19 protein-coding genes and 1 pseudogene are annotated in these 22,170 nt (G+C 71.0%); 14 read left to right on the top strand and 6 right to left on the bottom strand.

Features of this window, described 5'->3' with window-relative positions:
- Positions 1–14: 14 nt before the first annotated feature.
- The 4 genes from ACQ95T_RS04480 to ACQ95T_RS04465 form a co-directional block, all read right to left on the bottom strand.
- A complete protein-coding gene (locus tag ACQ95T_RS04480; RefSeq protein ID WP_425939704.1) occupies positions 15–2,819 on the bottom strand; it encodes a heavy metal translocating P-type ATPase in 2,805 nt (934 codons plus the stop codon).
- A 149-nt stretch (positions 2,820–2,968) separates the two neighbouring features.
- Positions 2,969–3,136: a hypothetical protein gene (locus ACQ95T_RS04475; RefSeq protein ID WP_425939702.1), complete on the bottom strand. Its 168-nt coding sequence runs from the start codon at positions 3,134–3,136 to the stop codon at positions 2,969–2,971.
- A 157-nt stretch (positions 3,137–3,293) separates the two neighbouring features.
- On the bottom strand, positions 3,294–3,491 hold the full coding sequence (locus ACQ95T_RS04470) for a hypothetical protein (protein ID WP_431473574.1): 198 nt from the start codon (positions 3,489–3,491) through the stop codon (positions 3,294–3,296).
- Positions 3,492–3,547: 56 nt separating this feature from the next.
- Complete coding sequence (locus tag ACQ95T_RS04465) at positions 3,548–4,141, bottom strand: hypothetical protein (RefSeq protein WP_431473573.1); 594 nt, start codon at positions 4,139–4,141, stop codon at positions 3,548–3,550.
- A 497-nt stretch (positions 4,142–4,638) separates the two neighbouring features.
- Here ACQ95T_RS04465 and ACQ95T_RS04460 point away from each other — a divergent pair, with 497 nt between their 5' ends.
- The gene (locus ACQ95T_RS04460; RefSeq protein ID WP_425939698.1) at positions 4,639–5,361 is read left to right on the top strand and encodes a response regulator; all 723 of its coding nucleotides are present in this window, start codon (positions 4,639–4,641) and stop codon (positions 5,359–5,361) included.
- Positions 5,358–6,542 carry a sensor histidine kinase gene (locus ACQ95T_RS04455; protein WP_425939697.1) on the top strand — a complete coding sequence of 395 codons (1,185 nt, stop codon included), beginning with the start codon at positions 5,358–5,360 and terminating at the stop codon, positions 6,540–6,542. The genes ACQ95T_RS04460 and ACQ95T_RS04455 overlap by 4 nt, the downstream gene beginning before the upstream one ends.
- A gap of 239 nt (positions 6,543–6,781) precedes the next feature.
- On the opposite strand, the gene ACQ95T_RS04450 is transcribed toward ACQ95T_RS04455, so the two are convergent.
- Together ACQ95T_RS04450 and ACQ95T_RS04445 are read right to left on the bottom strand one after the other, a co-directional pair.
- Positions 6,782–8,314, bottom strand: a complete 1,533-nt coding sequence (locus tag ACQ95T_RS04450; RefSeq protein WP_425939695.1) for an ABC transporter permease — start codon at positions 8,312–8,314, stop codon at positions 6,782–6,784.
- The gene (locus ACQ95T_RS04445; RefSeq protein ID WP_425939693.1) at positions 8,311–8,856 is read right to left on the bottom strand and encodes an ATP-binding cassette domain-containing protein; all 546 of its coding nucleotides are present in this window, start codon (positions 8,854–8,856) and stop codon (positions 8,311–8,313) included. Before ACQ95T_RS04445 ends, ACQ95T_RS04450 begins: the two co-directional genes overlap by 4 nt.
- Positions 8,857–9,948: 1,092 nt before the next feature.
- On the opposite strand from ACQ95T_RS04445, the gene ACQ95T_RS04440 reads away from it, so the two are divergent.
- From ACQ95T_RS04440 to ACQ95T_RS04385, 12 genes and pseudogenes are all read left to right on the top strand, one after another.
- The gene (locus ACQ95T_RS04440; protein WP_431473572.1) at positions 9,949–10,572 is read left to right on the top strand and encodes an ABC1 kinase family protein; all 624 of its coding nucleotides are present in this window, start codon (positions 9,949–9,951) and stop codon (positions 10,570–10,572) included.
- Between the two features lie 106 nt (positions 10,573–10,678).
- A complete protein-coding gene (locus ACQ95T_RS04435; RefSeq protein ID WP_425939692.1) occupies positions 10,679–11,341 on the top strand; it encodes a hypothetical protein in 663 nt (220 codons plus the stop codon).
- 1,331 nt (positions 11,342–12,672) lie between these two features.
- Entirely contained in the window at positions 12,673–13,434 is a 762-nt protein-coding gene (locus ACQ95T_RS04430) for a prolipoprotein diacylglyceryl transferase (protein ID WP_425939690.1), read from the top strand.
- 651 nt (positions 13,435–14,085) lie between these two features.
- A pseudogene (locus tag ACQ95T_RS04425) lies at positions 14,086–14,696 on the top strand (heavy metal translocating P-type ATPase); the annotation flags it as partial.
- Between the two features lie 276 nt (positions 14,697–14,972).
- Positions 14,973–15,317, top strand: a complete 345-nt coding sequence (locus ACQ95T_RS04420) for an NADH-quinone oxidoreductase subunit A (protein ID WP_425939688.1) — start codon at positions 14,973–14,975, stop codon at positions 15,315–15,317.
- Complete coding sequence (locus tag ACQ95T_RS04415; protein ID WP_431473571.1) at positions 15,308–15,805, top strand: hypothetical protein; 498 nt, start codon at positions 15,308–15,310, stop codon at positions 15,803–15,805. Before ACQ95T_RS04420 ends, ACQ95T_RS04415 begins: the two co-directional genes overlap by 10 nt.
- A gap of 422 nt (positions 15,806–16,227) precedes the next feature.
- Positions 16,228–16,899 (top strand): hypothetical protein, encoded by a 672-nt coding sequence (locus tag ACQ95T_RS04410; protein WP_425939686.1) that lies wholly within the window; start codon positions 16,228–16,230, stop codon positions 16,897–16,899.
- 4 nt (positions 16,900–16,903) lie between these two features.
- On the top strand, positions 16,904–17,872 hold the full coding sequence (locus tag ACQ95T_RS04405; RefSeq protein ID WP_431473570.1) for a complex I subunit 1 family protein: 969 nt from the start codon (positions 16,904–16,906) through the stop codon (positions 17,870–17,872).
- A 2-nt stretch (positions 17,873–17,874) separates the two neighbouring features.
- On the top strand, positions 17,875–18,438 hold the full coding sequence (locus tag ACQ95T_RS04400) for an NADH-quinone oxidoreductase subunit J (protein ID WP_431473569.1): 564 nt from the start codon (positions 17,875–17,877) through the stop codon (positions 18,436–18,438).
- The gene (locus ACQ95T_RS04395) at positions 18,435–18,737 is read left to right on the top strand and encodes an NADH-quinone oxidoreductase subunit NuoK (RefSeq protein WP_075957358.1); all 303 of its coding nucleotides are present in this window, start codon (positions 18,435–18,437) and stop codon (positions 18,735–18,737) included. The genes ACQ95T_RS04400 and ACQ95T_RS04395 overlap by 4 nt, the downstream gene beginning before the upstream one ends.
- Entirely contained in the window at positions 18,734–20,671 is a 1,938-nt protein-coding gene (locus ACQ95T_RS04390) for a proton-conducting transporter membrane subunit (protein WP_425939680.1), read from the top strand. Before ACQ95T_RS04395 ends, ACQ95T_RS04390 begins: the two co-directional genes overlap by 4 nt.
- A gap of 2 nt (positions 20,672–20,673) precedes the next feature.
- Positions 20,674–22,164, top strand: coding sequence for a complex I subunit 4 family protein (locus ACQ95T_RS04385; protein ID WP_425939678.1), 1,491 nt, complete (start codon positions 20,674–20,676; stop codon positions 22,162–22,164).
- Positions 22,165–22,170 lie beyond the last annotated feature (6 nt).

Here is a 22,170-nt window from a genome sequence, read left to right as displayed (position 1 = left end):
TAGAGGGGTCTCGGTCAGGGTGTCGGGCTTGGGTGCTTGAACCTTTCGGGGTGGGCGTCGAAGGTGGCCGAGCAGTGCTTGGAGCAGAAGTGGAACGTCGCCCCGTCGTGCTCGCGGGTGGTGGCCGCGGTGGTGGGGTCGATGCTCATGCCGCACACCGGGTCGGTCACGGTCGCGCCGTCCTGGTGCGCTGCGTGGTCATGGTGGGTCATGTCGGTCTCCTCCTGGGCTGGTTCGTGTCCGAGCTCGACCACCGGCTCCGTAACCGGGACCACGCCGGCTGCGGGAAGGGGTGCCGGTGTGAATCCCCGCAGGCGGTTGGCGTTCGTGACCACGGACAACGAAGACAGGGCCATGGCGGCAGCGGCGATGATCGGGCTGAGCATCAGACCGAAGGCGGGGTAGAGGACCCCGGCGGCGATGGGGATGCCGATGGCGTTGTAGCCAAAGGCGAAGACGAGGTTCTGGCGGATGTTGCGCATCGTTGCCTGGGACAGGTCGACCGCGGTGACCAGGCCCGAGAGGTTCCCGGAGATCAGGGTGATGTCTGAGGACTCGATGGCGACGTCGGTGCCGGTGCCGATGGCCGACCCCACGTCGGCCTGGGCGAGCGCAGGGGCGTCGTTGATGCCGTCGCCGACCATTCCGACGATCCGCCCCTCGGCCTGCAGCCGCTTGACCTCGGTGGCCTTGTGCTCGGGCATGACCTCGGCCAGGACCCGGGTGATGCCGACCTGGCGGGCGATGGCTGCGGCGGTGTCGCGGTTGTCACCGGTCATCATGACCACGTCCAGACCGCGGGCCCTCAGTGCGGCGATGGCCTCTACGGAACCCTCCTTGACGGTGTCGGCGACGCCGATGACACCTCCGGGGCGTCCGTCGATCGCCACGAGCATCGGAGTTTTCCCGTCCTGGGCGAGGCGTTCGAGGTCACCGAGGAGGATCGTGGGGTCGATGCCGGCGCCGGTGAGCAGGCGCTGGTTGCCGATGAGCACCTGCCGCCCTCCTACGAGCGCGCGCACGCCCTGACCGGTGACCGAGTCGAACTCCTGCGCCGGGGCGGAGTCGATCCCCCGGTCGTGGGCACCGGTCACGATGGCTGCGGCCAGCGGGTGCTCGGAGCTGCGTTCGGCGGCGGCGACGAGGCTCAGCAGCTCGGTCTCCTCGACCCCGTCGGCGGGCAGGACGTCGGTCAGGGACGGGGCGCCCTTGGTGATGGTGCCGGTCTTGTCGAGCACGACGGTGGTCAGCTTGTGCGCGGTCTCCAGTGCCTCGGCGGAGCGGATGAGGATGCCATGGGTCGCTCCCTTTCCGGTACCGACCGTGATCGAGAGCGGGGTGGCCAGCCCCAACGCGCAGGGGCAGGCGATGATCAGGACCGACACCGCGGCGACGAGGGCGAAGACCAGGGCAGGCGGGGGTCCGAACACGGACCAGGCCGCGAAGGTCCAGACCGCGATCAGGATGACCGCGGGCACGAAGTAGCTGGAGACCATGTCCACGAGCCGCTGGATCGGGGCCTTGGACCCCTGCGCCTCGCGGACCAGCCGGATGATCTGGGCCAGCATGGTGTCCGAGCCGACCTTGGTGGCCACGTACCGGAACGCCCCGGTCTGGTTGATCGTGGCCCCGATCACGTTGTCACCGACGCCCTTGGTGACCGGGATCGGTTCGCCGGTGACCATCGACTCGTCCACTGCGGAGGTGCCCTCGCTGACCTCACCGTCCACGGGCAGCTTCTGCCCCGGGCGGATGACGATCACGTCGCCCTGCTGGACGTCCTCGACCGGGACCTCGACCTCATCCCCGCCGCGCACGACGTTGGCGGTACGCGGCTGCAGGCCGATGAGCGTCCGGATCGCCTCACCCGTGCCGGCCTTGGCCTGGGTCTCCAGCAGCCGGCCGAGCAGGATCAGGGTCAGGATCACCCCGACCGCCTCGTAGTACACCTCCCGGGCGTCGGCCGGCAGCAGGCCCGGGGCGAAGGTCGCGACCAGGCTGAACCCGAACGCCGCGATCGTGCCGAGGGTGATGAGCGAGTTCATCTCGGCCGTGCGGTGGGACAGCGCCAACCACCCGGTGCGGTGGATCGGCCACCCGGTGTACAGCATGACCGGTGCGATCAGGACCAGCTGGACCAGCGGTTCCAGCAGCAGACCCGGCACCCAGGTGACATTGAACAGTTCGTGCGCCATGACCGCTACGAGGACAGGAAGGGTGAGCACCGCCCCCACCACCACCCTGCGGCGCAGGTCGGCGATCTCGGCGGCCCGCTCGGCCGCCTCCGGGTCGGCCGGGTCGTCACCGGCACCGTTCACCGGGCGTGACTCCTGGGACGCCGTGGTGGCCACCGGCCCCGGAGCGTCGTCGAGACCCCGGTCGGCCAAGGGTCCTGACCCGGTGACGAGCGTGTCGGCAGCGCCTCCGGCACCTGGCGCACCGGTCGTCTCGTCTGCCACCACCCGGACCTTCCCGTGGAGCATGTTCATCCCGCACGCGAAGCCGAACTCCCCGACGTCCTGGGGCGTAAAGTCGACCGCGGTGCTCGCGTACGCCGGCAGTGCCTCGTTCACCCGGAAGTGGGGGAAGACCACCCGGGAGGAGCAGTCCCCGGACTCCTGGCGGTCGAAGACGATCCGCACAGGCACGCCCTGGACGACCTCGAGGAGGTCGGGGCTGTAACCGCCCTTGACGGTCACGCGAACGACCTGGCGGCCGTGCTCGACCTGGGCACGGCGGGAGGCCTTGGGGCCGAAGAAGTACCAGCCCGTCAGGGCGGTCAGCACGAGCGCGACGGCGAGTGTCACGACGATGTCCATGATCTGTTCCTCTCGAACCTGGTCGGGTATTGCCCCGTGTGTTACCCCGTGGGGGTATCTTCAGCGTAGGTGTCGAGGTGGCGGGTCGGGGGGCGGGACGATGGAGATCTGATGGAGAATGTCGGTCGATGCGGATAGCCCGGGTGACCTCATCGGTGCCCGGAGCCGCCCGTCCCGTGGTTCATCCAGCCCATCATGACGGCCATCATGCCCAGGCAGGCCAGGGCGTAGACCAGCGCGCCGGTACCCAGCGTCCCGGTGGCGATCAGGACACCCACGAGTGTGAGCATCGGCAGGCACATCAGCCACATCAGCACACCGTGACCGTGGCGCGGCCGCTCGGGTGACCTCTGGTCCGCCGGCAGCTGCCCCGGGACAGGCAGAGATGGTGGCTGCGCGACCGGTGCTGATGCGGTCCGGAACGTCGGGCGCTCACGGTTGTTCATGGCGTCTTCTCCTCTTGCCGTGGTTGCGTCACTGCACGAGAACCTTGATCGTCCTGCCCTGGTCCAAGGTGGCCACGACGGTGTCCTCGATCACGGTGATGACCTCGAGGGCACCCTCGGGGGTGCGACCCGCAGACAGCGACGTGACCTCCCCGAGGGCCGTGGCCCCCAGCGTCCAGGACTCACCGGAGTCGGTGCTGGTGGCGATGGTGCCCTCAGCGGTCACGGCGACCACCGTGGACTGATCGGCCCAGGCGACAAGAACTACAGGACGGGGCGGGGTCAGGGTCGCCCAGGTGGCCCCGTCGTCCTGACTGCGCAGCAACCCGGCCGCCGTGGTCGCAGCAGCGTCCCGTCCGGGGAGGCGGCCAGGACGCGCGGGGGCGAGGGTATGGGGCGCTCCTGCCAGGTCGTGCGGTCCCGGGTCGAGCGCAGCGTCCCGTCGAACCCGGTCAGCGTGGCGCCGGAGGAGGTGAGGGAGTGGAAGTCGGACTGCCCGCCCCGGGAGGCCACCGTCCACGTGGCCCCCCGGTCCTCGGAGGTGATCAGGCCCAGAGGTTCGGGCAGGTCGCTCTGCGGCCCGGGATGGCCCGAGGCGAGGTAGGTGCCGTCGCTGTCGATGGTGAAACCCATCAGGTCCATCACCGGCCCGACGGGACGCAGCGCACCGTCGTCCAGCCGGAACAGGCCCTGGTGGGTGGCCAGGAGCAGATCACCGCTGCCGGGGTCGCGCTGGGCGGCGTGGATGTGGGTGATCGCGACGTCCTGACCGGCGGACGTGCTGCTGGGGACCGAGCAGCCGGTCAGGACCAGACCCGCCACGCCCACCACCGCGGCAGGGGGGTGCCACCGACGCCGTCGCCACGGGGTGCTCATGCGTACCTCAGGTCGACCATCGTCGCGGCCTCGGTGCGGACGGGTGTAGACGTCGACGAGCCAGTCACCCGGAGCTGCCGTGTCCATGCCGCCTGCACGGGCGCCAGCATACGGTGCTCCCTGCGCCCGAACCGTCGATCGGCGACCTGCGCCGGGATGGTCTGGTCACGGCTTCCTCGAAAGGGGGCGGGACGCTGCGTCAACCGGGGTCCCCCTCCCGCGGGGCGTGTCCGCTCCGGGCAGGAGCTGGCGGACCAGGAGGAAGACCACGGCCCACAGGGCCGCGGTGCTCAGGCCCATCAGCACCAACATCGCCCAACCCATGGTGCCTAACCACATCACCAGACCTCACTCCCTGAACGGATCGTTCGTCGGTGGTCCTCATCCTTCGGTGCCTACGTCGGGGTGCCCCGCGAGATCGATGGAGATTCGGTGGAGATGTCACCGCAGGCCCAGGCCCGGACGCCGGGGCGTCTCGGGTGGGGGACTATGGGCCCATGCCCCCAGCAACCTCCACCGCACAAGCAGCCCGTGTCCTGGTCGTCGAGGACGAACGAGCATTGGCCGGGATGGTGGCCGCCTACCTGTCCCGGGCCGGGTACGAGACGACGGTGGTCCACACGGGCCCGGCGGCCGTGGAGTCCGTGCGGAAGCAGGCCCCGGACGTCGTCGTCCTGGACCTTGGACTCCCGGGCCTGGATGGTGTCGAGGTCTGTCGCACGATCCGCACCTTCACCGACTGCTACATCATCGTCGTCACGGCCCGCACCGATGAGGTGGACAGGTTGATCGGACTCTCCGTCGGCGCGGACGACTACGTCACCAAGCCGTTCAGCGTGCGCGAGCTCGTCGCCCGCGTCCAGGCCGTGCTTCGCCGCCCGCGGACCGGTTCGGCCGCCCGGGCCTTCGAGCAGGAACCCGTATGGGTCTTCGGCGACCTGCGCGTCGACTCGGTGGGGCTGGAGGTGCACCTGGACGGGCAGCGGGTGGACCTGACGCCCACCGAGCGGGACCTGCTCATCACCCTGGCCTCCCGGCCCAGGACCGCCTTCTCCCGTGGCCAGCTCATCGAGGAGGTCTGGGGCGGCGGATGGGTGGGTGACGAGCACCTGGTGGACAGCCATATCGCCCACCTGCGCAGGAAGCTCGGCGACGACCCGGAGACAGCGCGCTACGTCACTACCGTGCGCGGGGTCGGCTACCGCATGGGACCGGGATGACATCCCCACGCCGCGCGAGGCGACGTGCTCTGGCGACCCGCCTGCTTGCCGGACAGGCGGTGGTGCTGGTCGCGGGCGCCCTGACCGTGGGACTGGTCGCCGCCCTGGTGGGTCCACCGATCTTCCACGAGCACCTGTTGCAGGCCGGTCACCCGCCCGACTCCCCCGAGCTGGACCACATCGAGCTGGCCTACCGCGACGCCTCCCTCGTCTCCCTCAGCCTGGGTCTTGCCATCTCCCTGCTCGCCGCCGGCGCCGTGTCATGGTTCCTGGCACGGCTGCTGCGCCGCCCGCTCGCACAGCTCAGCGACGCCGCGCGTGAGCTTGCCCGCGGCCACTACGCCACCCGGGTCCCCGATGTCGGATCGGGCACCGAGCTGGACACCCTGGCCGAGTCGTTCAACCTGATGGCCTCCCGCCTCGAAGGGGTCGAAGACACGCGCCGGCAGCTGCTCTCAGACCTGGCGCACGAACTGCGGACACCCATCGCGACCTTGTCCGCCTACCACGAGGGGCTCGGCGACGGCGTCATCACCCTGACCCCCGAGACGGCGACGGTCCTGGCGCAGCAGACCGAGCGGCTGGCCAGGCTCGCCGCCGACATCGACGAGGTGTCCCGGGCCGAGGAGGGGCGGCTGGCCCTGACCCGCTCCCCGGTCAATGTGCTCGACCTCCTGCGCGCCGCTGCGGACACCGTGCACGATCCCTATCTCAGCCAGGGCGTGGACCTGCGCATCGATCCCGGCCAGGCGACGGAGCTCGTCGCGGACGTGGACCCGACCCGGGTCGGACAGGTCCTGACGAACGTGCTCAGCAACGCGTTGCGACACACGGGCCCCCACGGCACCGTGACGATGACCGCACACCGGGAGGGGCCCGAGGTCGTCCTGCAGGTCCGGGACGACGGCGAGGGGATCGCCGCCAGCCAGCTGCCCCACATCTTTGAGCGCTTCTACCGCGGGGACGGCGCCCGCGGTCGGGACCGCTCCGGCTCCGGGATCGGGCTGACGATCAGCAAGGCCATCGTCGACGCGCACGGCGGGACCATCAGCGCCACCAGCGACGGCCCGGGCACGGGTACGACCTTCCAGATCGCTCTCCCCGCGCCACAACCACAGCAGCATGAGGTGCACACACGGTCCGAGGGCCCCGCGTCTCCATCGACCCCCCACAAGAGCTAGCCCCTCCACGCCGCCCGACATGGCCAGTATGGTCTGGCCCCCGGGGCTCTCCCGGGCCGTCCGGTGCCACGCAGCACCTGGCCCCCACCGGCCCCGACGCGACGGGGGGGCACGCTCGCACACCTCCGACGTCCCACCGGGGCTCCCGTCCGCCGCGGCCGCCCGTCCTGGGCCCGGAGAGTGCCGCTGCGGGTCGACCCGGTCCGCCGGGGGCCGTGGGGGCAGCCTCGTCGACCCGGTCAGTGAGGCGATACGACGTCGCGACCCTTGAGGCGTCCCGCCCCGGCGTGCCGCCCCTGGACCTTCAGCGTCCGCATGAGCATCAGGACCACCGCGGCGCCCAGGAGCAGCAGCCAGATCACGGCGATGGCGAGGCTGGCCGTCTCGTCGAAGCCGGCGGTCAGTCCACCGTCGATGAGCACACGCATGCCGCCGTACCCAGGCATCCACCGCGACCACCGGGTGGGCTCACCACCGAGCATCGGGCTCTGTCCTAGTCCGAGGTCGACGAATGGGAGGAGGAAGGCCAGGAAGACACCGGACACCCGGCCCAGAACCGGACCCAGCAGCATGCCGACGAGGCCGTAGGTGAGGGCCAGGACCACTCCCCCGAGCCCGTAGACGAGCCACTGGTCGGCGGTGAAGACCGTTGCCGTCACCGCCAGAGAGGCCAGGCTCACCAGGACGGCCGCGAGCATGACCAGGATCATCCTGCTGGCCACGGCGACGAGAACACGTTGTCCTGCCAGCACCAGCCGCCGGTCCCCAGCCCGAGCGTCCAGGACGACGAACACGCCCACCAGCGCAGCCAGGGAGGCGATCGCTTCCGGGGCCATCGTCCCGGAGTGGATGACCGCGGGATCCATCACCTGGGTGACCTGAAGACCGTTCTCCCGCACGAGGACGGGCGTGCTTCCGGGAGGGGTGATGACGTCCGCCAGAAGGATGAACACTGCAGGCACGGCCGCCAGCAACAGCCACAGCAGCGGGGTCCGTCGCCAGTCCTTCAGTCCCATAAGCACCGCGACCTGCAGCTGGTCGGGACGGTCCGTGTCCGCCCTGGACCGGTGCGGTGCCGAGCCGACAGTAACGATCACGTATGCGATGGCCAGCGCGGCGGCCACCCAGGCGACGGACCACGCGAGTGCTCCGGGTCCACCATGGCCCGGTGGCCGGTCCACGATCCACAGCGAGATGAAGTGCGTGGGCAGCAGACGCAGCACCGCGGAGGTGGAACCGCTCACCGCCGGACCGAAGAAGACGTCCAGGATCCAGACGAACAGGAGCAGGACCGTGCCGTTGACCGGTGTGGGGACCAGCGCCCCGACCGCCGCGCCGATCGCGAGGTACACGACCGCGAACATGGCGGTGCCGATGATGGTCGGGACCGGTCGGTCCAGCCCCTGACGCAGCCCCAGAGCTGCCACGGCTGCACCGGTCGCCAGGGCAGCCAGTGCTGCCCCGGCAAGGAGGCGGGCCCCGGCCAGTCGTGCCCGGGACTGGCCCGCCACCACCAGTCGCCGGTCACCGGCCCGGGAGGACGCAACCTGGAAGTACATGGCGATCCCGGTCAGGAAGCCGGCCGCCCAGCCGGCGGTGACGGTCTCGACGCCAGGCCCGGCCTGCGCTGCCCCCATGAGCGCCGCGTAGCCGGCGAGACGGGGAGCGGCGAGGAGGACGAACGTCACCGGGACGATCGCCAGCAGCAGCAGGTTGGTGCCGTTGCGGGCATAGTCCGTCAGGAACCTGCGCTCCAGCAGGAGCGGGGTCACGTGGACCACGCCCTGCCGTCCCGGAGGGTGACGACCCGGTCGAAGCGCTGCTGGTCGGCGATGAAGTGGCTGATGATGAGCACCCCGCACCCGCGGAGGCGGCGCGCTGCGACCAGACCCCAGAACTTCTGGTAGGTGTCCCAGTCGAAGCCGGCGTAGGGCTCGTCCAGCAGGAGCACCTTCGGGTCGGGCAGCAGCGCCAGCGCGAGATTCAGCTTGGCGAGCGTGCCGCCGGAGAGCTGATCGGCACGGGCCGAGGCGAATCGGGAGAACCCCAGCTCCTCGTACAGCAGGCGCCGGGCGTCAGCCTGTGCCGGGGGGGCCATGCGGTAGGCGGAGCCGAAGAGCTCGAAGTGCTCGTCGCAGGTGAGCCTGGGGTAGACCACCGGTTGCTGCGGGCAGTAGCCCAACGAGCCGGACAGGTCCACGGTGCCCTCGTCCGGGGCCAGGTCGCCGACGAGGATGCGCATCAGCGTCGACTTTCCTGACCCGTTCTCCCCCACCAGCCCGACGACCTCTCCGCCGCGCAGGGTCAGATCCACACCCGTCAGGACGCGCACCGACCGCCGCCCCGTGAGCCCCCAGCGTCCGTATGCTTTGGCCACGTCCCGGGTCACGAGGAGCGGCTGCGACCGTTGCAGCTCGGTGCTCCGTGCAGGGCCAGCGCCAGCCTCTTCGCGGACAGACACGGCTCGCTCACCTCCATCATCTGCAAGGGGTCCGCTGCCTCTTCAGCTCCCACCGATGGGGTTCGCTGCCTGTTCAGCCCCCACCGAAGGGCTTCGCTGCCTGTTCAGCTCCCACCCTGTGCTTGCTCCATGGAGATCACGTTCAGGACTGCTGTCGTTTCCGTGTTGTCGACCGTCGGGCGATCGCGATCCCTGCGACGGGACGGAGAGGCTGGTATCCGATTCTGCCCCAACCCACGATGTCAAGCGTCAGCTGCCGGTCCCCGGTCTTGGCCAGGTGAAGGTCCCCCGTCCTCTGCGGCATTGATCAGGGGTCAGGCTGCATCATCTGCCGGCCCCGCGCTCGTGCGATCCCGCGGTGGGGGGTTGTATCGGCTGGCACACGCCCGGCGAGGTCGACCTGCAGGGCTTTCCTCGCCGGCGGCCAGATCGACCGTGTCCGCACCTGAGGGCTGCTCGGCTCTGCCGGACAGTCACCCTGGTGGTCCGCAGGAACAGGGTCACAGCCACCGACGCCAGCCTTCGTAGCGGCCGGAGCTGCTTCGGGGACGTCGAGCAGTGGATGTCGACCTCCGCCATCTAGACTGTGGTGGACCTCCGGCAGGGGGAGTAAAATCCGTCATGGAGCGCGGAGGTGGGGTGTGGGTTTCCGACGGGACGCTACCGGGAGATCGTCGAGACGTTGTCGGTCCACGGTTTCGGGTTCGCCGTGGGAGTGGCGGGGTTGCAGGGACGCATCCCGTTCCGCCGTGGGCTGCCGGGGCAGAGCGGGGCCGTCGGTACAGTCAGCCGGAGCACCTGCGGCTGGCTCTGGAAGAGCTCGGTCCGACGTTCGTCAAGCTCGGCCAGATCCTGTCGACCCGTTCGGACCTTCTGCCGCTGGCCTACACCGCCGAGCTGGCCAAGCTGCAGGACGCGGCAGTGCCGGTACCCACCGACGTCATCATGCAAACGCTGGCGGAGGAGCTCGGAGGTGCAGGGGCGTTCGATCGCTTCGACGGTCGACCACTGGCCAGCGCCTCGATCGGGCAGGTGCACACGGCCAGGATCGGGGACGACGAGGTCGTGGTGAAGGTGCGCCGACCGGCGGCGGTGGAGACGGTGAGCAGGGACCTGGAGATCCTGCAGAGCCTCGCCGCCACCGCGAGCCGGCACTCCGAGCTCGCACGCGGCTACGACCTGGTGGGCATCGTCCAGGACTTCTCCCGGACCCTGCGTGCCGAGCTAGACTACCTCACGGAGGCGGCCAACGCCGAACGGTTCGCACGCTCGTTCGCCGGTGACCCGCAGGTGCACATCCCGGTGGTGTACCGCACCACGACCACGCCACGGGTCCTGACCCTCGAACGCGTCCACGGCATGAAGATCGACGACCTCCAGGCCCTCGATGCCGCCGGCATCGACCGACGGGAGCTGGCTGTGCGCGCCACCGGCGTCCTGTGCCAGATGGTTTTCGAGGACGGCCTCTTCCATGCTGACCCGCACCCCGGCAACTTCTTCGTCGCCCCCGACGGCAGCCTGGCCGTCATCGACTTCGGCATGGTTGGCGAGCTGACCGAGCCTTCGTGAGCAGCTGGTCGAGCTGCTCATCAACCTGCTTCGCGGGGACCTGGGAGGGACCTCCGACGCCCTGCTGAGCCTGGTCGGCCACCCTCCCGACGTCGACCGCGGGGCCTTGGAGGTCGACCTGGGGCCGGTCGTGGAACGGTTCGGCGGGGTGCCCCTGGCAGAGCTCGCGCTGACCGGATTGATCACCGAGGTCCTGGGGGTCGCCCGGCGGCGCCAGCTGACGCTGCCCCACGACCTTGCGCTGCTGTTCAAGATGCTGCTCATGGCCGAGGGGCTGGGGCGTCGCCTCGACCCGGACTTCGAGCTGGCCACGGTGCTGGCCCCCTACGCCGAGCGTCTCGCGCTGCGGCGCCACTCCCCCGACGCCGTGGCCGAGCGGATCATTCACGTGGCACGTGAACTGCTTGCGGCGAGCTCCCACGCGCCGCAGGGCCTGCGCGACCTGGCGCAGGTGCTGGAACGGGGCGGCTTCGACGTTCACCTCAGTGCCGACGAGCTGCAGGAGATCGTCCGGGAGATCCACCGCATCGGCAACCGGATCGTCGCCGGCGTGATCGCAGCCTCACTAATCGACGCCGTGGGACGCGGAGTAGGTGGCGAGGGCGGAGGGTGGAAGGCGTGGCGGGGTCCGCTCGTGGCCGCCGGTGCGGGGAGTCTGGGCGTTCTGGCCGCCTCCCTGGTCAGGGACTCCCTGCGCGACCGCCCGGCGCACCGCCGCTCGCCGCCCCTCCCCCGTCCGGAATCGCCGGTAGAGCACCCCAGGCCGTGACCGAGGCGGCCGCTCAGGCACGACCACCAGGACCAGGAGGGGCCTTGTCCGGACCCGACCGGGCCTGAGCAGCTCCGGCCCCGGGGCGTGACGGCAGCGGCGGCGTCCGGGTGTGGTCGCGCACCCGCAGGAGGACGAGCGCCAACAGCCTCACCGGTGATGGTGACCGTGCCGGCAGCGCGGGGCCTGGCGGATGGGTGTCTGCCGGCCGAACCACGTCTGCCGCAACATGTTGACGACGAGGGCCCCCACAGGCAGAACCCAGGGACCGGTCCGTGCGGCCGGCGTCACCTCGGTGCGCCCAGGCAGCTGCCCGAGCAGGGTGGCGTGGGTGAAGAGGGCGGTGCGCTCTTACACGACGCCCTCTAGGCCCGAGACGCCCACGTTGCTGACGTGCGCTACCGCCCGGCCGTACTCGACGGCCCTGACCCGGCGCCGGTGACCAGTGCCACCCGGTTGGGATTGTCGGGAGCCCGATGAACCCCTGTCGGGCGGGCTGCGGACCGCATCAGCGATCCCCTTGACGTTCGAGCCGGGACCATCGACGGGGACGTTCGAGCCGGGACCATCGACGGGGACGCTCGCGTCGCCACCCCTCCTCGTGCCTTGGTCTACGACGGCACCGGCCCTTCCAACGACGCCCACGCAGCTGCTCCCGGGAGGGGCCGGGGAGGCCCTGGGCCATCGTGCTCCGCCGTTGGCCTCAACCCTTCGTCCAGTCGCCGGCTCCCGTACTCCCTGGCCGGCGGCGTCGGGGAACACGATCGTGACGGGACTGCCAGCGGCCTAGAACGGCTGACCGCTCGCCGACACGGTGCTGGTGGGACCACCTTCCTCGTGCTGGACCCCTCCGATCTCGACCAGGGCGAACCCGACCCGCTCCACCGCTGCACGGACGGTCGCGGTGGGAAGTACCGTCCCGGCGGTGATGACGAGTCGAGACCCACCACCCCGGACAAGGTCAACTGCCGCCGACCGGACTCCGGACAGGCTTCGAACCCCGTCCAGGACCAGCGCCAGGCAGGCACCGCAGGTCAGTCCCCAGACCTGATAGCTCCGAGTCACCATCATTGTCCACCTCCACCTACCCCCAAGGGAGCACTAGGCCTCCGACCAAACCAGAGAGAGGTATGGGTCCTCCACGCAGACGGTGAAGATTCGATGGAGCCGTCCGCCCTGGTCTTGACCTCGGGGCCTCTTCGTCAAACCGAGACCGAACGCCAACCCGCCCTTCGCCTTCACCCATGAGGATGGCGTGGTCGCCTCGCCGGCCGCCTCGGTCGACGGACGGCTTTTAAGTTCGGTCCACGACGGGAGACACTGTGAGTCCGGTGCTGTTCACCATCCTCGGGTTCGACGTACAGACCTACGGCCTGAGCAAGGCGGCAGCTGCGCTGGTCGCGGCGTGGTTGCTGGGCCGGGCCTTCGAACGACGGGGCCTGAGCAAGGACTCCGCGCATGCTCTGGTCTTATGGTCCACCGTCTGGGGATTCTTCGGCGCGAAGATCTACTACCTGCTCGAGCAGCTCCCGTCGATCAGCCTGCACGACCTGGGCGGCATGGGCTTCACCTGGTACGGCGGGCTGGTCGGCGGCACCGTGGCCGCCCTCGTCGTCGTCCGACGCCACAGGCTGCCGGGCGGGGTTGTCGCCGGGGCCGTCGCGGTCCCCCTCACCCTCGCGTACGCCATCGGGCGCCTGGGATGCCTCCTGTCGGGGGACGGGACGTACGGCCGCCCCACGGACCTGCCGTGGGGAATGGCGTTTCCCAACGGGGTCGTGCCCACCGACGTCCCCGTGCACCCAACCCCCCTCTACGAGGTCGCCGCCGCCGTGCTGATCGTCGCGGTCCTGGTCCACATCGGCCCGCGTTGGGCCCCCGTCCCCGTGTTCGGCGCCTACCTCGTGCTGTCGGGCATGGCGCGGTTCTCGGTCGAGTTCGTCCGGATCAACGACCCGGTCCTGGCGGGGCTCACCCAACCCCAGCTCTGGGCGCTGGTCAGCGTTCTGGTCGGCGGGGCGCTCGTGCTGAGCGGCCGGTTCGCCCAGGCTCCGGGTCTGATGGAGAAGAGCCTGGCTGCGCCCACGACGTGATCACGCCGGGGCGGGGCGTGGGTCCCCTGCGTGCCGTCGCCCCGCGAGGGCGAGGGTCGCACCGGGCGGGGGTCGCTCCCGGGCCTGCTGCTGGCTCTCCTCGCACGGCAGGATGCCGTTCGCGGGGACTAGCGCATCCTGGAACTGCGGTGCGGACGGCGACGGCACGAGCAGGATCGGTTACCCCGTGGAGGCTCGCGGATAGGCGGCCAACTGGACGCCCACCCGAGGCGTGGCCCAGCCGTGGGAGGGGCAGATCGACGGGGACGCTTCTGGTTGACACCACGAGGGACGTTCGCGGAACGCTCAGTGTGGGCCCGGTACGAACGGGAATGGCGGGGGGCCACCCCCGCAAACAGGAAGCCTGTTCGTCAAGGAAGTCTGCTCGTCGAGGGCCAGCCAGCATCGGAGCCGATCGGTGAGGTCCTCCCCCCAGACGGACGCCCAGATCCGGTGTCAAGCGGGTGCGTCCCCCTGTCACAGGACCCCGGGGAAGACACCAAGCCCACGGAACCACGCTGGACCGGCACGGGTACGGCTGCTGCACCGGCCTGCGGCGTCCCCAGCATGGGCGTATACCTCCTTCTCAGTCCCGACCCTGGGATCTTCATCGAACCTCCATCGAATCGGACCTGATGCTCTTCGCAGGTGAGCGTTGTCGGCGCCACCGTCAACGCCGGAGGCCGGCTCGTGGCCCGGGCGAGCCGCGTCGGTGCCGACACCCAGCTGGCGCAGATGGCCCGCCCTGGTTGAGGACGCGCAGAACGGCAAGGCCGAGGTCCAGCGACTGGCCGACCGGATCTCGGCGGTGTTCGTCCCCCTCATCCTGCTCTCCCTGGGCACCTGGCTGCTGCTGGGCGCCTCGACCACCGCGGCGTTCACCGCAGCCACGGCCGTGCTCATCATCCCCTGCCCCCCTGCCCCCCTGCGCCCTCGGCCCGGCGACCCCCGCCCCACTGCTCGTAGGCACCGGCCGCGGGGCCCCGCTGAGCATCGTCATCGGGAGCCCGGAGATCCTGGAGTCCACCGGCGCGTGGACACCGTCGTCCTGGACAAGACCGGCACCGTCACCGCCGGCCGGGTGGGCGTCACCACCGTGCACGCCGCCGAGGGTGAGTCTCCTCGAGCAGGTCTTTGCCGTGGACGGTGCGCTGGAGGACGCCTCCGAACACCCGATCGGCCGCGCCGTCGCCAGGCACGCCCGCGCCAGGGGTCGGCTGACTCAGGTCCACTACTTCGCCGCGGACGGCGGCAACGGCGTCTCCTGAGTCGTCGGGGGCCGTGCTGCCCCTTTCCGGACGACGTTCCGGGCTCGCCGCAGACTGGGCCCTGAGCGGCACTCACGCGTTCCCACCACTCCCGGGAGGTCGCATGCGGGCATCGGACACCGCCTCGCTGTCGGGGGACGGCAACCCGCCGCCCGGGTCGAGGGGTGGTTCTTCCAACATTGGTGGGTGGTTGTCTGGGCTGGGTGGGCGCGTGTCGGATCGACAGGTCCGCGACGGCAGTGCAGGATCTTTGGTGCCGAGAGGAGGCTCATGTACGTGGGTGTGGCCGTGATGGCCGTGGCCGCGGTCGTGCCCGTCCTCGTGCTGTACGGGCTCCACCGGAGGACGGCGGTGACGCCGGATCCCCTGGAGGTGCTTCCGTTCGAGTCGGGCTGGACCCCGCACCAGCACGCGCTGTCCCGCTACCACGTGCGGTGGTACCTGGCGACCTTGCTCTTCCTGGCCTTCGACGTCGAGATGCTCTTCATGTATCCATGGGCCGTGGTGGTGGCCGAGATCGGAGCCACGGCGGTCGTCGAGATGTTCCTCTTCCTCGCTGCCTTGTTCGTCGCCGTCCTGTGGGCGTGGCGGGAAGGTGCCCTGCGATGGGTCTGAGCACGGCGACCTCGAGGCTCGCCGCACGGCATGCGCACGCCCTCGTGGTCGAGGTCCCCGGATGGGGGCGCACGCGGATGCACGTCGAGCGCGCCGTGCTCGCGCGGGGATGGCAGCTGGCCCAGTCCCCGGCAGACGCCGACGTTCTCATCGTGTGCGGCGTACCCGGGTCGCGGCTCACACAGGCCGTCGACCTCGTGTGGCACCAGATGCCAGGGCCACGGGTGCGGGTCGAGGTACTCAAGCACAGCGACACCGTGGGCGTTCTCGACGACGCGCCGCCCGCCTCCTCGAGCTCGCTCACCACCAGCGTGACGCGCTCCACCGGCCCGGAGCCGACGATCTGCTGGCCCACCAGCCTCACGACGCCGAGGCCGGGGGCGACCACGAAGACCACGAAGACCACGAAGACCACGCCGACCCCGCCGCCCACGCAGAACGTGCCGCGGAGGGAACAGAGTCTCTGCCAGGGGAACAGGCGGAGGTGAGCCACACCGAGGCCGGACAGGACCACCCGGGACACGGTGGTCACCGGGAGGCCCCCGACGCACAGCACGGTGCCCATACCCAGGGTCGGCACCGCCGGCCAGAGGATCAGGGTCGGCACGAGGATCCCGGTGGTCATGGCGATCACGGCGATGGCGATGGGCACCAGGACCCCGGCGGAGGTCAGGGCCAGGGCAACCATGAGGGACATGGCGGGCATGAAGGCCACGAGGGTCACGGCGGCCACGAAGGCCACGAGAGTCACAGCGGCCACGAAGGCCACGGGGGCCATGAGAGTCACGGCGGCCACGAAGGCCACGAGGGTCATGAGAGTCACGGCGGCCACGAAGGCCACGAGGGTCACGGGGGCCACGAAGGACATGGCGGGCACGAGGGCCACGCGGGTCACGGCGGGCACGGGGGTATGGACATGGCTCCGGGCGGGATCCCCCTGGCCGAGGGTGGTGCGGACCGGGACGGGCTGGAGATGGACGTCCTGAGGGTCCGGCTGGGCCCGGTGCTGCCTCACTGGCCTGCGGGCCTGGTGCTGCACTGCTCGCTGCAGGGGGACCTCCTGACCCAGGCCCGTGCCGAGGTGTTCGGGGCCGGAGACGATGGCGGGGACGAAGCCGACGCGCGGGCACGCGGGCTCGACAATCTCGTCTCCGTGCTCGCGCTGGCCGGGTGGGACGATGCTGCGGCCCAGGCCCGACGGATCCGGGACGCGGCACTGGAGACTGGCGGCGGGCCTTCGGACCCGGGCGTCGAACGGCTCCGGCGCAGGCTGCGTCGTTCGTGGGCGCTGCGCTGGTCGTTGCGGGGGCTGTGCCCGCTGACCGAGGAGGAGGTCCGCCACCACGGGCTGCCCGTGGACGTCGTGGGTGACACCTACGACCGGTTGCTCCGCATGGTGGACCGCGCGACCTCTTCCGGCGGCGGGGAAGGGCGGCACGACGTCCGCCCAGCTGTCTGGGCCGACCACCTGGCGCAGCTGGTTGTCGGGCTGGATCTGGCAGCGGCGCGTCTGGTCCTGGCCAGCCTCGACGTGCACGGGCTGCGGGTCGGCCAGGCCGAGCACGAGGTGTCCCATGGTTGACCCGATGGCGATGCCGAACGTCGCAGGGTCGGACTCGCCGGTCGTCACGGTGGCGCCGGGCTGGGCGTTCGCCGCGGTCACCGTTCTCGGGGGCCTCGTCGTGGTCGCCGCGATGCTCGACGGTGCCCTCTCCGCACGTTCCAGCGGCGGGCCGGGGGGTGCACCCGGCGGAGCTGCCCGGCCCTTCGGCGAGGCTGCCCGGCTGATGCGGCAACGGCGTCGCACCACGGTGCAGGCCGACAGCCTGCTCTGGCGCATCGGTGGTGCGGGGCTGCTCGTCGCGGCCGCGCTGATGGTGGCGGTCGTGCCGCTGGGCCGGTGGACGATCTTCGACCTGGACGTGGGCGTCATGTGGTTCAACGCCATGGACGTCATGGTCTGGGCCCTGGTGTGGTTGACCGGGTGGGGCGCCAACTCGGCGCACTCGCTGGTCGGGGGCTACCGGTTCCTGGCCCACGGTCTGGGCTACGAGCTGCCGCTGATGTTCGCCCTGGTCGCCCCGGCGATCGCCGCGGAGAGCCTGAACGTGGGCAGGGTCGCCGCGGCCCAGGACGGGCTGTGGTTCGTGGTGTGGATGCCGGTGGCCTTTCTGGTCTACCTGCTCGGGGTCGCGGCCTTCTCGGTGTGGGGGCCCTTCGCCCCGGCGCTGGGCAGCGACGTCGCCGGTGGCGTGCGGGCAGAGCTGTCCGGTGTGGACCGGCTGGTGTTCGAGACGGGACGCTACGCCCTGCTGGCGGCCGGTGCGGCGTTCGCGGTCCCGATGTTTCTCGGCGGAGGTGCCGGTCCGCTGCTGCCGGACTGGGCCTGGGTGCTGGTCAAGACGGTGGCCGTGCTCTCGCTGCTGGTCTGGCTGCGTCGGCGGTTGCCGGCCTTCCGGCCGGACACGTTCATGGAGGTGGGGTGGCTGGTGCTGCTTCCGGCCGTGCTGGCCCAAGACCTGCTTGTCGCCGTCGTCGCCGTGTGGAGGTCCTGACCATGGTCGCCGACATCGCCTTCTGGGGCCTCGGGCTGGTCGCGGTCCTCAGCGGCGCCGCGGTCTTCTACGTCGACTCGATGGCCCGGGCCACGTACGCCCTGGCGCTGTCCTTCGTCGCGGTGGGCCTGCAGGTGCTGTTCCTGCAGCAGAACTACGTGGGCGTGGTGACGATCCTGATGATGGTCATGGAGATGGCGGTCATGGCCGTCTACATGGTCATGTTCATGGGGATGAACCCCGCCCTGATGCCGATGAGCATGGTGCACAGCAACAGGACCGCCGCCGCCGCGGCGGTGGTCACGTTCATGGTGCTGGCGGCGGGCATCCTGCTGGTGGACTGGCCCACCCGTCGGGGGAGCCCACCGCCGGACGTCACGGTGGCCCTCGGCGAGGCGCTGATGGGCCCGAAGATGCTCGTGATGGCCGTGATCAGCCCGGTCATGGTGGCCACCATCGTGGCCGGGGTCGTGCTGGCGGCTCACCGCACCCGGTACGACCGGTTCGGCGAGGACCTGAAGCGGCGCACCCCCGACGACCCCCAGACCGGAGGTGTGGGCCGATGACCCTGGAGGCGACCCTGCTCATTGCCGCGGCGATCTTCTCCGTCGGTCTGTACGGCGCGATCTCCCAGCAGGTCGTCGTCATGGTGATGATGGGCCTGGAGCTGATGATCAACGCGGTCATCCTGGCCGCCGCCGGGTTCTGGTGGTTCCTGGCTCCGGCCCCCACCGGGCAGGTCCTGCTCCTGGTGATCATCGCCGCGATGACCCTGGAGATGGCGATGGGCTTCGCGGTCGCCACCCTGCTGCACCGGGAACGGCAGGCCGACATGACCGACATGGCCACGGACCTGTCCCGATGAACCAGGCCACGGCCCAGGTCGCGCTGTGGCTGCTCGTGCTGCTGCCCGCGGTCGTCGGCGGCGCGCTGGCTCTCTCACGCCTCGAGCGTGTGGTGGTGCCCATCTCACTGGCCACGGCCTGCCTCGCCGCCGTCTTGTCGGTGCTCGTGGCCGTGGCCCGGCCGCAGGTGTCGGTGCCGTTCATGGCCGGCAGCGACCTGGCCCTGGGCGTGGACGCCCTGTCGGCCCTGGTCGTGCCGACCGTGGCGGTCGTCACCCTGCTGGTGCTGCTGTTCTCCGCCGGTGAGATCCGGCGGTCGCGGGCACGGTTCCACGGGCTCATGCTGCTCTTCGCCTCCAGCGCGCTCATGACCGCGACCGCGCAGACCCTGCCCGCTCTGCTGTTCGCCTGGGAGGTCATGGGTGCGACGTCGTTCGCGCTGATCGGGTTCTGGTGGCGCGAGCAGCACCGGGTCTCCGCCGGCATCACCGCGTTCGTGACCACCCGCGGAGCCGACGTCGGCCTCTACCTCGCGGCCGGGGCCGCCCTCGCCGGTGGCGGCGGGCTGGCGCTGGCCGACCTGTCGGCCAGCGGCGAGGGGTGGCGGCACGTGGTGGCGGCCGGTGTCCTGGTCGCGGCGCTGGGCAAGGCGGCCCAGCTGCCGTTCTCGTTCTGGCTGTCTCGGGCGATGGAGGGCCCGAGCCCGGTCAGTGCGCTGCTGCACTCGGCCGCGATGGTCGCCATGGGCGGCTACCTGCTGCTGCGGACCGAACCGTTGCTCACCTCCACGGGCTGGGCCGCGCCGACCGCGGCCTGGATCGGCGCGCTGACCGCGTTGCTGCTCGGTGCCGTGGCCCTGGCCCAGCAGGACCTCAAGCAGCTGCTCGCCGCCTCCACCTCGGCCCAGCTGGGGTTCGTGGTGATGGGTGCCGGGCTGGCCTCGGTCGGCGCAGGCGCGGCACACCTGGTGGCGCACGCCGCGACCAAGGCGCTGCTGTTCCTGGCCGCCGGGGCCTGGCTCACCGCGCTGGGCACCAAGGACCTGAGCGGCCTGCGCGGGGTCGCCCGGCGCTGGCCGCTGGTGGGTTGGGCCAGCACGCTCGGCGTGCTGTCGCTGGCCGGGGTCGCGCCCCTGGCCCTGTGGGCGACCAAGGACGCGGTCCTGGCCGCGGCTCTGGCGCAGTCGCCGTGGTTGTATGCGGTCGGCCTGGCCGCCGCCGCCCTGTCGGCGGCCTACGCGGGCAAGATCTTGGTCGCGGTGTGGCGGAGAGTCCCTGCTGCGGAGCGCGCCCTGGTCGAGGGGCACCTGGATGAGGAGGAGCCGGGCACCGGCCATGTCGGAGCGCTCGAACGCGCGCCGATGGTCCTGCTCGCCCTGGGTGCGCTGGTGCTGGGCCTGCTCGCGCTGCCGCCGGTGGGCGGCACGCTCTCCCGCGCTCTCGGGGAGGAACCGCTGCACCCCACCCTCCTGGAGATGCTGGCCTCGGCGGGGATCGCTCTCGCCGTGCTCGCGCTCCTGTGGTGGCGGCCTGCGCCGCAGCCCCGGTGGGCGCGCGGCTGGCTCGGTCTGGAACCGGCGACGCGGACCGTCGTCGTCCTGCCGACCCTGGCGCTGGCCCAGGTGCTGGCCCGCTTCGACGACCGGGTCCTGGACCGGGTCGTGACCGGGGCTGCGTCGGGCACCCTGGGCCTGGCGCGCCGGGCGGCGAGGTTCGACGACCGGGTGCTCGACGGTGCGGTCGAGTTCAGTTCCCGGGCGACCGTGAAGGCTGCGCAGCGGGCCGGGCGGGCGGACGACCGCTGGTTCGACGGCGCCACGGAGGAGCTCGCGGCAGGGGTGCGCCAGCTCGGTCGCATGGCACGTCGCCCGCAGAGCGGGCAGCTGCACCACTACTACGTCCAGGCCGTCGCGGTCCTCGCGGTCGGCGTCCTGCTCCTGCTCACGGTGAGGTGAACGTGCTCAGTCTGATCGTCTTCCTGCCCATGGCCGCCGCGCTGGCCCTGATGGCCCTGTCACGCCTGGGCGACGGCGCTGCACGGTGGGTCTGGGTGGTCGTCGCCGCCGGCGACCTGGCGCTCGTCGCTGCGCTGTGGCTGACCTACGAGCCACCGGGGGCGGGTCGGCTTGCGTTCGAGGAGCGGGCCGAGTGGATCCCCGGGGTGAACAGCAGCTACCACGTCGGGGTGGACGGGCTGTCCCTGCCTCTGGTGGCGATGACGGCGGTGATCTTCCTGGCCTGCTCGGTCTTCTCACTCCGCAGCAGCGACCGGCCCCGGACCCAGGCGGCGCTGTTCCTGTTCCTGCAGAGCGTGAGCCTGGGGCTCTTCGTCGCCGCCGACCTGATCCTGTTCTTCCTCTTCTTCGACCTGTCCATCGTCGGCATGTACTTCGTGATCGCCGGGTGGGGCCACGGCGAGGCCGGCCGGTCGGCGATGAAGTTCTTCCTCTACACCTTCCTGGGCTCCCTGGCCCTGCTCGCCGGTTTCATCGGGCTCTACATCGCCGCCGACCCGCACACGTTCGACATGGTGGAGCTGGCCGAGCAGACCCCGCTGGAGGGGTCGTCGCTGGCCGGGGGGCTGGTCCTGGCCGCGATCCTGGTCGGGCTGGCCGTCAAGACACCCACGGTGCCGTTCCACACCTGGCTGCCCCCGGCGCACACCGACGCACCGGCCATCGGCTCGGCCGTCCTGGCCGGCGTCCTGCTGAAGATGGGCACCTACGGATTCGTGCGGATCGCGATGCCGATGCTGCCCGAGGCCTGGCGGGCCTGGGCCTGGGCGGTCGTCGTGGTCGGGATCGTGTCGGTCGTGTACGGCGCCCTGGTGGCGCTGGCCCAGACGGACTTCAAGCGCATGGTCGCCTACACCTCGGTCAACCACATGGGCTACGTCGTCCTGGCCGTCGGCGCCGCCGGGATCGTCGCCGACGACACCACGCAGGCGCGGTCCGTGGCGGTCACCGGCGCCGTCACCCAGATGGTCAGCCACGGCCTGATCACCGCTGCCCTGTTCCTCCTCGCGGGGGTGATGTGGGACCGGGCCGGCACCTACGACATGGCCTCCTACGGAGGTCTGGCCGGTCCTGCCCCCAGGCTCGCGACCCTGTTCGCCGTCGGTGCGTTCGCCTCGCTCGGCCTGCCCGGCCTGTCGGGCTTCATCGCCGAGTTCCAGATCTTCACCGGCAGCATCGCCGCGGCACCGGTCACCGCGGTCGCGCTGGTGGGCATCCTCATCACCGCCGCGCTGTTCCTGCGGGCTCTGCAGCGCATCTTCACCGGTCCGACGAGGGGCGCCTCCGCCGGCTTCGGCGACCTGCGCCCCGCCGAGCTGTGGGGCATCGCTCCGCTGCTGGCACTCTCGCTGCTCATCGGTGTCCTCCCCCGCCCGCTGCTCGAGGTGATCGAGCCCGCGGCGCAGGTCCTCGTCCAGCTCGTCGGGAGGTAGGCCGCG

Source organism: Ornithinimicrobium carbonis, from assembly GCF_050703245.1.
GTDB lineage: Bacteria > Actinomycetota > Actinomycetes > Actinomycetales > Dermatophilaceae > Ornithinicoccus.
This window is presented reverse-complemented; position numbering and strand designations above follow the sequence as displayed.